This is a genomic window from Providencia sp. JGM181 (genome assembly GCF_018257375.1).
Taxonomy (GTDB): domain Bacteria; phylum Pseudomonadota; class Gammaproteobacteria; order Enterobacterales; family Enterobacteriaceae; genus Providencia; species Providencia lanzhouensis.
The window spans coordinates 14,816-28,230 of sequence record NZ_JAERJY010000001.1 but is presented as its reverse complement, the minus strand read 5'-3'; the positions used below and the strand labels follow the sequence as shown (position 1 = coordinate 28,230).

14 protein-coding genes are annotated in these 13,415 nt (G+C 43.3%); 10 read left to right on the top strand and 4 right to left on the bottom strand.

Going from position 1 to position 13,415, the window contains the following annotated elements:
* The first annotated feature begins 15 nt into the window (after positions 1-15).
* From bamB to rluF, 3 genes are all read left to right on the top strand, one after another.
* A complete protein-coding gene (bamB, locus tag JK188_RS00140) occupies positions 16-1,188 on the top strand; it encodes an outer membrane protein assembly factor BamB (protein WP_211886147.1) in 1,173 nt (390 codons plus the stop codon).
* Between the two features lie 129 nt (positions 1,189-1,317).
* A complete protein-coding gene (der, locus tag JK188_RS00135) occupies positions 1,318-2,796 on the top strand; it encodes a ribosome biogenesis GTPase Der (RefSeq protein ID WP_036949510.1) in 1,479 nt (492 codons plus the stop codon).
* 127 nt (positions 2,797-2,923) lie between these two features.
* Positions 2,924-3,802, top strand: coding sequence for a 23S rRNA pseudouridine(2604) synthase RluF (rluF, locus tag JK188_RS00130; protein WP_211886146.1), 879 nt, complete (start codon positions 2,924-2,926; stop codon positions 3,800-3,802).
* 172 nt (positions 3,803-3,974) lie between these two features.
* Here rluF and JK188_RS00125 read toward each other — a convergent pair whose 3' ends face one another.
* Together JK188_RS00125 and hemF are read right to left on the bottom strand one after the other, a co-directional pair.
* Positions 3,975-5,105, bottom strand: coding sequence for a M4 family metallopeptidase (locus JK188_RS00125; protein WP_211886145.1), 1,131 nt, complete (start codon positions 5,103-5,105; stop codon positions 3,975-3,977).
* A 149-nt stretch (positions 5,106-5,254) separates the two neighbouring features.
* Entirely contained in the window at positions 5,255-6,178 is a 924-nt protein-coding gene (gene hemF, locus JK188_RS00120) for an oxygen-dependent coproporphyrinogen oxidase (RefSeq protein WP_211886143.1), read from the bottom strand.
* 137 nt (positions 6,179-6,315) lie between these two features.
* On the opposite strand from hemF, the gene JK188_RS00115 reads away from it, so the two are divergent.
* From JK188_RS00115 to JK188_RS00105, 3 genes are all read left to right on the top strand, one after another.
* Positions 6,316-6,747, top strand: coding sequence for a GNAT family acetyltransferase (locus JK188_RS00115; RefSeq protein WP_211886447.1), 432 nt, complete (start codon positions 6,316-6,318; stop codon positions 6,745-6,747).
* Between the two features lie 102 nt (positions 6,748-6,849).
* Positions 6,850-7,434: an RpoE-regulated lipoprotein gene (locus JK188_RS00110; protein ID WP_211886141.1), complete on the top strand. Its 585-nt coding sequence runs from the start codon at positions 6,850-6,852 to the stop codon at positions 7,432-7,434.
* A 236-nt stretch (positions 7,435-7,670) separates the two neighbouring features.
* Complete coding sequence (locus JK188_RS00105) at positions 7,671-8,567, top strand: Dyp-type peroxidase (RefSeq protein ID WP_036949519.1); 897 nt, start codon at positions 7,671-7,673, stop codon at positions 8,565-8,567.
* A 50-nt stretch (positions 8,568-8,617) separates the two neighbouring features.
* Here the strand turns inward: JK188_RS00105 and JK188_RS00100 are convergent, their stop codons facing one another.
* Together JK188_RS00100 and JK188_RS00095 are read right to left on the bottom strand one after the other, a co-directional pair.
* Entirely contained in the window at positions 8,618-9,034 is a 417-nt protein-coding gene (locus JK188_RS00100; RefSeq protein WP_036949521.1) for a type II toxin-antitoxin system HicB family antitoxin, read from the bottom strand.
* Between the two features lie 54 nt (positions 9,035-9,088).
* The gene (locus JK188_RS00095) at positions 9,089-9,274 is read right to left on the bottom strand and encodes a type II toxin-antitoxin system HicA family toxin (RefSeq protein WP_132495542.1); all 186 of its coding nucleotides are present in this window, start codon (positions 9,272-9,274) and stop codon (positions 9,089-9,091) included.
* Positions 9,275-9,553: 279 nt separating this feature from the next.
* Between JK188_RS00095 and JK188_RS00090 the strand changes: the two genes are divergently transcribed.
* From JK188_RS00090 to cysA, 4 genes are read left to right on the top strand one after another with little or no spacing between them, the layout of a single operon-like run.
* A complete protein-coding gene (locus JK188_RS00090) occupies positions 9,554-10,576 on the top strand; it encodes a sulfate ABC transporter substrate-binding protein (protein WP_211886139.1) in 1,023 nt (340 codons plus the stop codon).
* The gene (cysT, locus tag JK188_RS00085; protein ID WP_036949525.1) at positions 10,576-11,406 is read left to right on the top strand and encodes a sulfate/thiosulfate ABC transporter permease CysT; all 831 of its coding nucleotides are present in this window, start codon (positions 10,576-10,578) and stop codon (positions 11,404-11,406) included. The genes JK188_RS00090 and cysT overlap by 1 nt, the downstream gene beginning before the upstream one ends.
* The gene (cysW, locus tag JK188_RS00080) at positions 11,406-12,266 is read left to right on the top strand and encodes a sulfate/thiosulfate ABC transporter permease CysW (RefSeq protein ID WP_036949527.1); all 861 of its coding nucleotides are present in this window, start codon (positions 11,406-11,408) and stop codon (positions 12,264-12,266) included. The genes cysT and cysW overlap by 1 nt, the downstream gene beginning before the upstream one ends.
* A 2-nt stretch (positions 12,267-12,268) precedes the next feature.
* On the top strand, positions 12,269-13,357 hold the full coding sequence (gene cysA / locus JK188_RS00075) for a sulfate/thiosulfate ABC transporter ATP-binding protein CysA (protein ID WP_132495536.1): 1,089 nt from the start codon (positions 12,269-12,271) through the stop codon (positions 13,355-13,357).
* Positions 13,358-13,415 lie beyond the last annotated feature (58 nt).

Genomic DNA, 13,415 nt, shown 5'->3' with positions numbered 1-13,415 from the left:
AGGAAACGACACACTATGCAGTTGCGCAAAACTCTTTTGGTAGGCCTGGTTGCTTCAGCTTTACTTGCCGGTTGTTCCAGCGAAACTGATTCTATTGTGATGGCGCCATTACCACAGGTTGAGAATCAATTTACACCTTCTATTGTTTGGGATAAATCCGTCGGTAATGGTGTTGAGCAGTTTTATTCTGAACTTTCTCCTGTGTGGGATGGTTCAGCAATTTACGCTGCGGATCGTAAAGGCTTAGTTAAAGCGCTAGAACTTGATAGCGGTAAAGAACTGTGGTCTGTCGATTTATCAAAACGTACTGGTTTTCTTTCTGCCAATTTATCTGCGTTACTGTCTGGTGGCTTGACCATTTCTGATGACAAAATTTTCATCGGCACTGAGCGTGGTACAGTTATCGCGCTAAATAAAGAAAATGGTGAAGTATTGTGGGATGTGGAAGTGGCTGGCGAAGCCTTGTCCAAGCCTGTCGTGAGTGGCGACATGGTGGTCATCCACACGAGCAATGGTCAATTACAAGCGCTGGATACAGCGACAGGCGCGATTAAGTGGACAGTGAATATGGATACTCCATCACTGTCATTACGCGGTGAGTCTGCGCCTGCGGTTGCATTTGGTGCAGCTATCGTTGGTGGTGATAACGGTCGAGTGAGTGCAGTTCTATTGTCCCAAGGTCAATTAATTTGGCAACAACGCATCTCTTTAGTCACCAGCTCGACAGAAATTGGTCGTCTGAACGATGTGGATATGACGCCTGTGATTGATGATGGCAAAGTGTACGCGATCGCCTATAACGGCACATTAGCGGCGCTGGACATGCGTTCTGGTCAAATGTTATGGAAGCGTGATTTAGGCTCCATCAATGACATGGTGCTATCGGGCGATACCCTGTATTTAGTTGACCAGACTGACCGCGTGCTGGCTGTTCGTAAGAGCGATGGCGTGACATTATGGACGCAAGATCAGTTACTGAACCGTGGATTATCTGCGCCAGAAGTCTATAACGGCTATATTGTTGTGGGTGACAAAGAAGGTTATCTGCACTGGTTAGATACCAGCACAGGTGGCTTTGTGGCTCAAAATAAACTGAACAGTTCAGGGATCCACAGCCGCCCAGCCATTGCGAGTGATAAACTGATGGTTCAGACAAGAAACGGAACAGTTTACCTGTTAACACGTTAATTTTCTGACAAGCAGACAATTTATCGATAAAATAAACGGTTCCTGAATACAGGGGCCGTTTCGTTTTTTTGTTTTCTGAGTTTAGCCTCAGAATTCTATTAGTTAATTAAAGTTGTGAGGCACTGAAGAATGATACCCGTCGTAGCGCTGGTTGGGCGTCCAAACGTAGGAAAATCCACGTTATTTAACCGATTAACCCGTACCCGTGACGCACTTGTAGCGGACTTTCCCGGTCTGACCCGTGATCGTAAATATGGTCGTGCAGAAGTTGAAGGGCACGAATTTATTATTATCGACACTGGTGGTATCGATGGTACAGAAGAGGGCGTAGAAACCCATATGGCGGCTCAGTCGCTTCAAGCGATTGAAGAAGCTGACGTTGTTCTTTTCATGGTAGATGCAAGAGCAGGCTTAATGCCAGCGGATGAAGGCATCGCTAAGCACTTACGCAGCCGCAAGAAAAAAACGTATTTAGTTGCCAACAAAACTGATGGTATTGATGCCAATATCGTTGTTGGTGATTTCTATTCACTGGGTCTTGGGGAAATTTACCCTATTGCCGCCTCTCATGGTCGTGGCGTCACTCAGTTAATTGAACACTCTTTAAAACCTTTTATCGAGGTTGAAGACGAAGAAATCGAACTTACTGATGAAGAAGCGAATGCTGCATATTGGGCTGAGCTGGAAGCAGAGGGCGAGTTCTCCGAAGACGAAGAGGATGATTTCGACCCAAGTACATTGCCAATAAAACTGGCTATTGTAGGGCGTCCTAATGTAGGCAAATCTACCCTAACTAACCGTATTCTCGGTGAAGACCGTGTGGTCGTCTTTGATATGCCGGGTACCACCCGTGACAGTATTTATATCCCAATGGAGCGTGATGAGCGTGAATATATTCTCATCGATACCGCTGGGGTGCGTAAGCGCGGTAAGGTAACTGAAACTGTAGAAAAATTCTCAGTGATCAAAACGCTGCAAGCGATTGAAGATGCTAACGTTGTCTTGCTAGTTATCGATGCCCGTGAAGGTATCTCTGACCAAGATTTATCGTTACTAGGATTCATTTTGAACGCAGGTCGTTCATTAGTGATTGCAGTGAATAAATGGGATGGCATGAAGCCTGAAGATCGCGAGCATGTCAAAGATATGCTGGAACTGCGTCTTGGTTTTGTCGATTTTGCCCGTATTCACTTTATCTCCGCACTACATGGTAGCGGCGTGGGTAACTTGTTTGAATCTGTGCAAGAAGCGTATGAGTCAGCGACTCGTCGTGTTGGTACTGCACTGTTAACACGTATTATGAAAATGGCGGAAGATGAACATCAGCCACCATTGATCCGCGGTCGCCGCGTGAAGATGAAATATGCGCATGCTGGGGGTCATAACCCACCAATCGTTGTAATCCACGGTAACCAAGTTTCTGATTTACCAGATAGCTATAAACGTTATTTAATGAACTATTTCCGTCGTTCATTAAATGTAATGGGAACGCCAATTCGTATTCTGTTTAAAGAGGGTGAAAACCCATATGCAGATAAGAAAAATAAACTGACGCCAACCCAGCTACGTAAACGTAAGCGTCTGATGCAGCACTTGAAAAAACGTTAATCGCCAACTGTTAGCGCGATAAACAGACTAAAGCCGTAACCCAATTAGGTTGTTACGGCTTTTTACTATTATTTATTAGCTCGCCACAGCCCTAAAATTTAAGTTGTTTTAATGACTGAGGAAAACCATGGAAATCAATTCAACCACACGCCTGAATAAATACATTAGCGAGAGCGGTATCTGCTCTAGACGTGAGGCTGATCGTTATATCGAGCAAGGCAATGTGTTCATTAACGGTAAACGCGCAGGCATTGGCGACCAAGTTTCCGCGGGAGACGTGGTCAAGGTCAATGGTCAGTTAATTGAACCGCGCAATGAAGAAGATTTAGTCTTGATCGCGTTGAATAAGCCTGTTGGGATTGTCAGTACCACCGAAAGTGGTGAAAAAGATAATATTGTGGACTATGTGAATCACAGTACCCGTATTTTCCCAATCGGTCGTTTAGATAAAGATTCCCAAGGTTTGATCTTCCTGACGAACCACGGCGATTTAGTGAACAAAATCTTACGCGCAGGTAATGATCACGAGAAAGAGTACATTGTCACAGTGAACAAGCCTGTGACTGATGAATTTATTCGTGGCATGGGCGCGGGGGTTCCAATTCTCGGTACCATGACGAAGAAATGTAAAGTCAAAAAAGAGGCACCGTTTGTTTTCCGTATTACGCTAGTCCAAGGTTTAAACCGTCAAATTCGTCGTATGACCGAACATTTTGGTTACGAAGTCACGAAGTTAGAACGCGTGCGAATTATGAATGTGAGGCTCACGGGCATTCCTGTGGGTGAGTGGCGCGACTTAACTGATGATGAGCTTATCGAGCTGTTTAATTTGATTGAAAAATCAGAGTCCGATGTTAAACCTAAAAAAGCGGCAAAACCTCAAGCGCGTAGCGGTAGCGGGAAAGTAGCAGGAAAACCAGGTGTGGGTAGCCAAAAGCCGAAAGCAAATGCGGAACCGCCGAAAAAGAAATTTACCCAGCCTGGACGCAAAAAGAAAAAACGTTAATTGGGTAAATGACGAAATAAAAGATATTGAAGTGAAAAAAGGCTGAGGATGAGTGACCTAAAACTCGTATGTACTTGGCCTTTTTATTATGATTTTCGATCAAAGTTTTAAATAAAAGTCAGCCTGTTTGTGGGCCGACAAGGGTGTATAAATTACTTATTACACTTCATTTTTATTGAACACGTAACCCAACATCTAGCCAGCATTGGCGAGTTGCTAATTCAATTTGATCACCAAACAGATTTTTTGCTGAACGAATTGTTGCCTGAGCAAATTCAATAAACGTCGCCGTATTCGAGACGCTTGGATCCGATACCGCGGCAACCCAGATTTTCCCTGTTATTTCCCAGGAATAACCGCCTAATCTTGTTGCCAGTAAGTAGAAGGCTTTATTTGGAATACCTGAGTTGATATGCACACCGCCATTATCCACATAGCGAGGTAAATCGCGATATTGATCCATATGTCCCACTTGCGGGTCATTATTTGATTTAGTGAAATAGTAAGCGGTACCAGGCTCTTTCATTGAGCGTAATGCAGGTCCTTTTCTCTTATCAATAAACAAATTTTCACCCAGCAACCAACTAGATTGTGTTGCGGTTTGCTTTTGAACATATTGTTTCACCATGATGCCTAATACGTCAGCGACAGATTCATTTAACGCACCGGATTGATCGACATAATCAAAGTCAGCTTGTGAGCTAATGTACCCATGAGCGAGTTCGTGAGCAATTATGTCAATATCGTTGTAGAACGGACCAAAAACAGTTCCATCACCATCCCCAAAGAAAATAGCTTGAGAATTCCAAAATGCATTGGAATAGTTTTTGTCATAATGGATAACCGCATTGATATCAGCATCACAACCAAACATCTGATCAATATTGAGTTTCTCCTTAAGGAATGAGCGGATCAATCCAATAGCAGCGAACACGCGATGTGCTGGCTCAGTCGGTGCCACCTTATCCTCTTCTCGCATAATAACGGCGAAATCGTTATGTGCCATATGCTCATCAGCTGGCATTTCTTCGCGTCGACAAATCGGTAGGCTAGAGTGGTTGTGAGTGTAATTCTCTACACGTTGTTGGGCATCACGGATCACTCGGTTATAAGTGCCGCCGGTAATGTTACAAGCGCTAGCCAATAATTGACGTTGATAATTCACATCTTCTTCAGAGTAAGTGCGGCTCATGATGTCATTGATATGAAATAAGGTAGATTTTAAATCATTGCATTGGCTTTCTTGATAGAAGTGAGAGATTAAGCTAGGTGATAATAGTGAACGACCAAGTATCTGATTCATTTATAACTCCATTTTGTTTGACGAAATGGAATCATAAACGGTTGTGATTTTATTGTAACTACATGATAATTAAGTAATTAAATCAATATCTGCTAATTTTTATTAACATAACTAGCAGATAGAAATCTGATTAATTACAAAAGTTTGTACTATTTATTGTGTGTGAGCCAATCTTTGCCAGTGACCAAAAAGTCGGTACATAGCTTAGCTTCTGGGCTACCCGCTTCTGGATGGTAATCATATTCCCAACGCACTAATGGTGGCATAGACATCAAAATGGACTCTGTGCGCCCGCCGCTTTGCAAGCCAAAGAGTGTGCCTCTATCCCAGACAAGATTAAATTCTACGTAGCGCCCACGACGATATAGTTGGAATTGGCGTTCACGCTCACCCCATGGGATCTCTCGACGTTTTTCGACAATGGGTACATAAGCTTGTAAAAAGCCATTGCCAACATCCTGTGTGAATGAGAAACAAGACTCAAAGTCCCATTGGTTGAGATCATCGTAAAATAATCCGCCGATACCACGAGGCTCATTACGATGTTTTAAGAAGAAATAGTCATCGCACCACTGTTTGAATTTAGGGTAAATCTCTGCTCCATAAGGGGTGCAAAGCTCATTAGCGACGGTATGCCAATGGGCTGCATCTTCTTCAAATCCATAATAGGGGGTTAAGTCGAAGCCACCACCAAACCACCAAACGGGATCGGCACCTTCTTTTTCAGCAATGAAAAAGCGCACATTGGCATGTGTGGTCGGTATATAAGGGTTGAGAGGGTGGATAACTAATGAAACGCCCATGGCTTGGTAGCTACGCCCTGTTAACTCCGGGCGATGTGCAGTCGCTGAAGCGGGCATTTTTTCACCTTTGATATGTGAAAAATTCACGCCAGCTTGTTCAAAAAGTGCACCTTGGGTTAAGACTCGGCTGCGTCCACCACCGCCTTCAGTACGTTCCCAAGTTTGTTCAAGGAAGGTTTCTTTGCCATCTAATTCTGTGATTTTTTGGCAGATGGTATCTTGCAAGCTTTGAAAATAGGCTTTTATGCGTTCAATATCTGGGTAATTCATTGTTTTTTTAATAAAACCGTCGAGAGAAATAAATTGGGTAAAGTATACCCCGTTGAGGTAAAAAAGGCATATTGATTATTGATTGTGTATCAAAAGCAGTGATAATGGCAGACAGTTTAGCTCAAACGGATAAGATGATGGAAATACGCATATTTCGCCAAAATGATTATGAAGAAGTGCTTACATTGTGGGAACGTTGCCAATTGAATGAAATTTCAGGTGATCCTGAATTAGATATTGAGCGTAAACTACAGTGTGGCGCCGATCTTTTCCTTGTCGCCGAGGTATCGGGTGAAGTGGTCGGAACCATTATGGGGGGCTACGATGGAATTCGTGGTACCGCTGTGTATTTAGCCGTTCATCCTGAATTTCGCGGGCGCGGTATTGCTAACGCGTTAGTGAGTCGTTTAGAGAAAAAATTGATTGCCCGTGGCTGTGGCAGAATTGAATTATTGGTCAGCGAAGAGGCTGATTCGGCAATCTGCATGTTTGAAAAAATGTTATATGAAGAAGAGCAAGCTGAGCGTTTGATCTATTCCAAAAGATTGACTCACGAAGTGGATTTCTAAACTACCGGTGATTATTTTCTTGAAGGTTTAGCTAAATAGCGTGAATCTTTTATGAAATGGACGGTCTCAGTATCCATTATATGACCCGCTAAAGAGGATGATATGTCCCAAAACGCATTCGTAACCTTATTTAAAATTTCTCTACTCGGTGGCGCGGTGATGCTATCGGGTTGTGCTGGTAAAAGCCTATTTTCACCATCCACATGGTTTCATAGCCCTCTGATGATTTCAGAATCGGGCGTGGGGGCAATCACAAGTCTGACCCCAATGGATCGTGATGTGATTAATAATCAACTTGATGACCGCTACGCAGTGCGTGGTGGCCTGCAGCTTGAAAATGGTGAAATGGTTTCTGTGTTTCAAGCCATGAAAGATTTAGACGTTGAGGTCGAAGTCTTTGGTCCTGAAAAAGGCACCGTATCTCGTATTGTCGTGAATGATCCGGATATGCTCACTGAATGGGATACCCAAATTGGTACTGAGTTTAGCGACATTTACCAGAAAGCCTACGGCTCATGTTCCTTAGGGGAAGCGGTTGATAATGTGCCGACGGTACTGTGTGTTGCACCGCAAAGTAGCAAAGTGGTTTATAAATTCAGCGGAAAATGGCAAGGTCCTGAGAATTTAATGCCTGCGGATGAAGTGTTGAAAACATGGAAAGTGTCGCAAATTATTTGGCATAAATAAGTTACTTCGCTAAGGTTTTGAACAAAATACCGTAAGTTATTCGATTTAATAGGCAATAATTTACGGTTTTAATCTGCTGATAATATTCATATTTATTCTCCTCTCGCATCAGACCCTTCTGATATCTTCTAGACTGACCAACTCTTGCGTTAAAACAAGGTGAAAATCATTATTAATGCGATAAACTAATTTAAAGTATAGGTTTGTGTAATTTATTCATTCTAAGGGGTTTATGCATGTCTCATTCCCAAAGTGGTATTTTGAAGGAACATAGTCGTTTTGGTATTTTTATTGAAGCCATGGTGACCGGGTCGCTCGAAGAGGTGAAATCAGGGTGCAAGATTTTTGTTGATGAATTAACCAAACTACAAGCAAAATTCCCTGATGATCGTCTTGGTGCAGTGATTGCATTTGGTTCAGATGTTTGGAAGCAGCTCGGACACTCCGCTGTTTCACCAGAATTAAAGCCATTTCGCACGCTCGGCAAAGGGCTAGCGCCTGCGACTCAGCGCGATATGTTTATTCATATTCAATCATTACGTCATGATATTAACTTTTCTCTGGCGCAAGCCGCGCTAAAAGCATTTGGTTCATCCATTGAAGTGGTTGAAGAAATTCATGGTTTCCGTTGGGTTGAAGATAGAGATTTAAGCGGTTTCATTGATGGTACAGAAAACCCTCAAGGCGAAGAAATTGCTGAAGTGACGTTGATTAATCAAGGCGATGACATTGGTGGTAGCTATGTCATGGTACAACGCTATGAGCATGACCTGAAAAAATGGTCTCGTTTCTCTGAGCATGAACAAGAGAAAATGATTGGTCGTACTAAACACGATAGCGTTGAATTAGACGAAGATGCACGTAATAAAACATCTCACGTTTCTCGCGTAGTGATTGAAGAAGAGGGGGAAGAGCTTTCTGTGATGCGCCATAGCCTGCCATACGGCACAGCAAGCGGTAAACATGGTTTATTCTTTATTGCCTACTGCGCAACCATCCATAATATTGAACAACAATTGCTGAGCATGTTTGGTGAAACTGATGGTAAATATGATGATCTGCTGCGTATGACGAAAGCCGTTTCTGGTAGCTATTATTACGCGCCATCAATTGAAAGATTATTATCCCTATAATCTTATCGAGACAATTCAAGCTGTCGCAGATAGCGGCAGCTTGAAAGTGTTTACTGATCGGTTTTTTGGAGTTCTTTACGTGCTGCGGCAGCAATGAATCCACTGCGGCTTCCATACTCGGGATTGGCTTTAACTAGCGTATCAATACGATGTAGTAAGCGATGAGGTAGCGTAATATTAATCCTTTCTGCACGTCCATCATATTTATCCATGTCGATATCAACGAATAACCAAAGACCATTTTGATATTCATCTTTTGTACGATTTAGATGCTCTTGCTGAGATTTTGGCTCAGGAATTTCAAACCCTTTTTCACTTAATAATTCAAAGTGGGCATCGAGTGCTGATTTTGCATCAGTGTAAGCATTTTCAATATTGTCGCCAGCAAAAGTACAACCTTCAATATCTGGAAACCAACCACTCGCACTACCATCATGATCAATTTCAATAAAGGCTGGGTATAGCATGTTTTGTCTCCATAAAGATAGCGCTCGGAGCGTGTTAAAAGAGCGCGTCTTTAATTAATGTTTCAGTTTAGCCGCTTTAAGAATTTGATTAAGTGTACCTATCTTTAAATCCTTTCGAGGATGCGGGACTGTGATAACAATTGAAAAGTCTGGATGAGAAAATTGATGATGACTCCCTTTAACTCGCTCTAATTTCCATCCATTATTTTCTAACATATTTATCAGCTCCGAACTTTTCAAGATCCCTCCATCTCGTTAACTGACACACACACGATACACACTACAATTAGGTTTGGCAAGTATGCATGTTTATTCTTAACGTTTTATTCTAGGCTTAAATGAACCTTCCTCATTACATTAACGTCTTAAATTTCCTCTGAATTTTATGGCTTATTGCTATAACCTCTTTGTTATTCCAACTTGATATATCAAAAGATGATTGATAACTACAAAGTTATAACCAAAACATATACATTGTTTTTTAGATCATGTTTGGGTTTAGTCACGAGTAGGGATCATATGAAAAAATCAATTTTTAAAAATACAGGCTTAGCGAGTTTGGCGATGTTTTCGTTAATGAGTAGCGCATCCCTGACGGCGGCTGAATTACTGAATAGTTCCTATGATATTTCAAGAGAGCTATTTGCGGCGTTAAACCCTGAATTTGAAAAACAGTGGGCGCAGGAAAACCCTAATGATCCACTGACAATCAAGCAGTCTCACGCGGGCTCATCGAAGCAAGCGTTGGCCATTTTGCAAGGGCTAAAAGCGGATGTGGTGACGTTTAACCAAGTGACTGATGTGCAAATTCTCCACGATAAAGGGCAATTAATCCCGGCAGATTGGCAAGCGCGTTTACCGAATAATAGCTCCCCTTATTATTCGACAATGGCGTTTTTAGTTCGTAAGGGCAATCCGAAAGGCATTAAAACGTGGGACGACCTTGCACGCAGTGACGTGAAACTGGTATTTCCAAACCCCAAAACGTCGGGAAATGGTCGCTATACCTACCTTGCCGCATGGGGAGCATTTAACCAAGAAAATGGTAAAGATAGCCCTAAAACACGCGAAAAAATGCAGCAATTCCTGAAAAACGTTGAAGTGTTTGATACGGGCGGTCGTGGTGCAACGACATCATTTATCGAGCGAGGGTTAGGGGATGTTTTAATTAGCTTTGAGTCAGAAGTAAATAACATCCGTAGTCAATATGGCGAATCCGACTACGAAGTGATTGTGCCTCCGGTCGATATTTTGGCGGAATTCCCAGTCGCGTGGATTGACAAAAATGTGCAAAAAAATGGCACAGAAAAAGCGGCAAAAGCCTACTTGAATTACCTCTACACACCTGAGGCACAAAATATTATTACTCGCTTTAATTACCGCGTGAATGACAAACAGGTGATGGAAGCGAATAAAGGCAAATTTCCGTCAACTCAGCTATTTACGGTGGAATCACAATTTGGCAACTGGAACAATGTGATGAATGACCACTTTTCGACGGGCGGGGAATTTGATCAACTTATGGAACAAGGTCGTCGTTAATGCGTAAATCAGGAAAGCGGTTTTTACCCGGTTTCGGACTGACGTTAGGCAGCAGCTTGTTTTTCGTTTGTTTGATTTTGCTATTGCCTTTAAGCGCTCTCGTAGTGCAGCTTTCCGATATGACATGGCAGCAGTATTGGGCTGTGATCAGTTACCCTCAAGTGGTTGCTGCTTATAAAGTAACTTTATTGGCGGCTCTGGTCGCAAGCCTGTTTAATGCGGTTTTCGGCATGTTGCTGGCATGGATTTTAACGCGTTATCGCTTTCCTGGTCGCTTGTTCCTAGATGGATTGGTAGATTTACCTTTCGCACTTCCTACGGCGGTCGCTGGGCTGACTCTTGCGACCTTATTTGCCACATCGGGCTGGTATGGACAGTATCTGCATCAGTTCGATATCAAAGTGGTAAATACTTGGTTAGGTATCGCCGTCGCGATGGCTTTTACCAGCATTCCTTTTGTGGTCAGAACGGTTCAGCCTGTACTGGAAGAGTTAGGACCTGAATACGAAGAAGCTGCACAAACGCTAGGTGCAACACGCTGGCAAACGTTCCGCCGTGTTGTGTTACCGGAAGTTTCTCCTGCACTAATAGCGGGAACCGTTTTATCTTTTACACGCAGCCTTGGTGAATTTGGGGCGATTATTTTTATCGCCGGAAACATTGCGTGGCAAACGGAGGTGGTCTCCTTAATGATTTTCAGCCAATTGCAACAGTTTGATTACCCTGCCGCTAGTGCGATTGCCTCGGTAATTTTAGCGGTATCACTGCTTCTTTTATTCACGGTGAATGTAATCCAAAGCCGCTTTGGTAAACGCTTAGGAGGGCATTAATGGGACAAGTCACACCATTTCCAGTCACTCAACGCAGAAATATCAACTGGGGAAAATGGGCACTCATTGGAATTGGGCTATTTTTTTCGGTATTGCTGCTGGTGGTGCCAATTATCTGGATTTTTATCACGGCATTTGAGAAGGGATTAGGTGAAGTACTCGTCAACTTAAGCAACCCAGATATGCTCCATGCCATCGGATTAACGATTCTTATCGCGTTGATCACAGTGCCTGTTAACTTGGTTTTTGGCGTGATGTTGGCATGGTTGGTGACGCGTTTTCAGTTTCCAGGGCGCCAGTTGTTATTGACCTTAGTTGATATTCCTTTTGCGGTTTCGCCGGTCGTGGCAGGGCTACTCTATTTACTCTTTTACGGTTCGAATAGTTGGTTTGGTGGCTGGTTAGAAGGCTTTGATATTCAGGTGATGTTTTCATGGCCGGGAATGGCGTTAGTGACTATTTTTGTGACATGCCCATTTGTCGTCAGGGAGTTAGTGCCATTGATGCTAAGTCAGGGAAGCCAAGAGGACGAAGCAGCAACATTATTGGGTGCTTCGGGTTGGAAAATGTTTTGGCGAGTCACTCTACCTAATATTCGCTGGGCGCTGCTTTATGGCGTGGTATTAACCAATGCGCGTGCCATTGGCGAATTTGGTGCGGTGTCTGTGGTATCGGGCGCTATTCGTGGTGAAACTTACACATTGCCTCTGCAAGTTGAGTTGCTTCATCAAGATTACAATACGGTAGGTGCGTTCACGGCTGCGGCTATTTTAGCGTTATTAGCGATTATTACCTTGATTGTGAAAAGTGCTTTGCAATGGCATTTAAGCCGGCAGCAAACTGAGTCAGGAGTCCATTAATTATGAGTATTGAAATTAATCATGTTGGTAAATTGTTTGGTAAAACATCAGTGCTGAACAATATCTCATTGGATATCGGCTCAGGGGAAATGGTGGCATTGTTGGGGCCATCTGGCTCTGGGAAAACCACCTTGTTGCGGATTATTGCGGGGCTAGAGCAACAAAGCCACGGTTCGTTACGTTTCCATGGTCAAGATGTAAGCCAAGTCCATGCGAAAGATAGGCATGTCGGTTTCGTTTTCCAGCATTATGCGCTATTTCGCCATATGACGGTATTCGAGAATGTGGCGTTTGGTTTGACGGTATTACCTCGAAAACAGCGACCCTCAAAAGCAGCGATTAAGCAAAAAGCAATGGCGCTGCTTGAGATGGTGCAATTAGCCCATTTGGCTGAGCGTTTTCCTTCTCAGCTTTCTGGTGGACAAAAACAGCGGGTAGCATTGGCAAGAGCATTAGCGGTAGAGCCGCAAATTTTGCTGTTAGACGAACCGTTTGGTGCACTAGACGCGCAAGTGCGTATTGAATTACGTCGTTGGTTGCGTCAGCTTCATGAAGAGTTGAAATTCACGAGTGTATTCGTGACTCATGACCAAGAGGAAGCGATGGAAGTTGCAGATCGCATAGTCGTGATGAGCCAAGGGCATATTGAACAAGTCGGTACTCCAAATGAAATTTGGCAATCACCGGAAACGCGTTTTGTGCTTGAATTCATGGGGGAGGTTAACAAAATCCCTGGACAGATCCGCGGTTCACAGTTGCAGATAGCGAACTTTACCTTCCCACTCGCGCAGGTTAGTGCTCAGCAAGGGGAGGTTGATGTGTTTATTCGCCCTTGGGATATTCGTTTGCAGAAAGAAAGGGATGAACAACACCAATTGCCAGTAAGGATCATTGAATCGGGCCCTCGCGGCCATTTTTGGCAATTAACGGTGCAACCTTTAGGCTGGAATGAGGAAACCTTATCCGTGGTATGGCAGGATGCGCGTACTGTTCCTACAAGGGGCGAAAATTACTATCTCGGCAGCCAACAAACACAAATTTATCAGGGTAAAGAGCCATTATTTTTCCCCTCTCTAGCTAAAAGCGCGTAGATTAATAAGGGATGATTGATTTTAGAATTAATTGTTAATTATATTATCAATCAATAAA

What these genes read in the sequence shown, in the direction of transcription:
- JK188_RS00115 (WP_211886447.1), top strand. Translation starts at nt 6,316, where the DNA reads ATGGAAATACGCATATTTCGCCAAAATGATTATGAAGAAGTGCTTACA.
- der (WP_036949510.1), top strand. Translation starts at nt 1,318, where the DNA reads ATGATACCCGTCGTAGCGCTGGTTGGGCGTCCAAACGTAGGAAAATCC.
- cysW (WP_036949527.1), top strand. Translation starts at nt 11,406, where the DNA reads ATGGGACAAGTCACACCATTTCCAGTCACTCAACGCAGAAATATCAAC.
- cysA (WP_132495536.1), top strand. Translation starts at nt 12,269, where the DNA reads ATGAGTATTGAAATTAATCATGTTGGTAAATTGTTTGGTAAAACATCA.
- JK188_RS00110 (WP_211886141.1), top strand. Translation starts at nt 6,850, where the DNA reads ATGTCCCAAAACGCATTCGTAACCTTATTTAAAATTTCTCTACTCGGT.
- JK188_RS00105 (WP_036949519.1), top strand. Translation starts at nt 7,671, where the DNA reads ATGTCTCATTCCCAAAGTGGTATTTTGAAGGAACATAGTCGTTTTGGT.
- rluF (WP_211886146.1), top strand. Translation starts at nt 2,924, where the DNA reads ATGGAAATCAATTCAACCACACGCCTGAATAAATACATTAGCGAGAGC.
- JK188_RS00125 (WP_211886145.1), bottom strand. Translation starts at nt 5,105, where the DNA reads ATGAATCAGATACTTGGTCGTTCACTATTATCACCTAGCTTAATCTCT.
- cysT (WP_036949525.1), top strand. Translation starts at nt 10,576, where the DNA reads ATGCGTAAATCAGGAAAGCGGTTTTTACCCGGTTTCGGACTGACGTTA.
- bamB (WP_211886147.1), top strand. Translation starts at nt 16, where the DNA reads ATGCAGTTGCGCAAAACTCTTTTGGTAGGCCTGGTTGCTTCAGCTTTA.
- JK188_RS00090 (WP_211886139.1), top strand. Translation starts at nt 9,554, where the DNA reads ATGAAAAAATCAATTTTTAAAAATACAGGCTTAGCGAGTTTGGCGATG.
- hemF (WP_211886143.1), bottom strand. Translation starts at nt 6,178, where the DNA reads ATGAATTACCCAGATATTGAACGCATAAAAGCCTATTTTCAAAGCTTG.
- JK188_RS00100 (WP_036949521.1), bottom strand. Translation starts at nt 9,034, where the DNA reads ATGCTATACCCAGCCTTTATTGAAATTGATCATGATGGTAGTGCGAGT.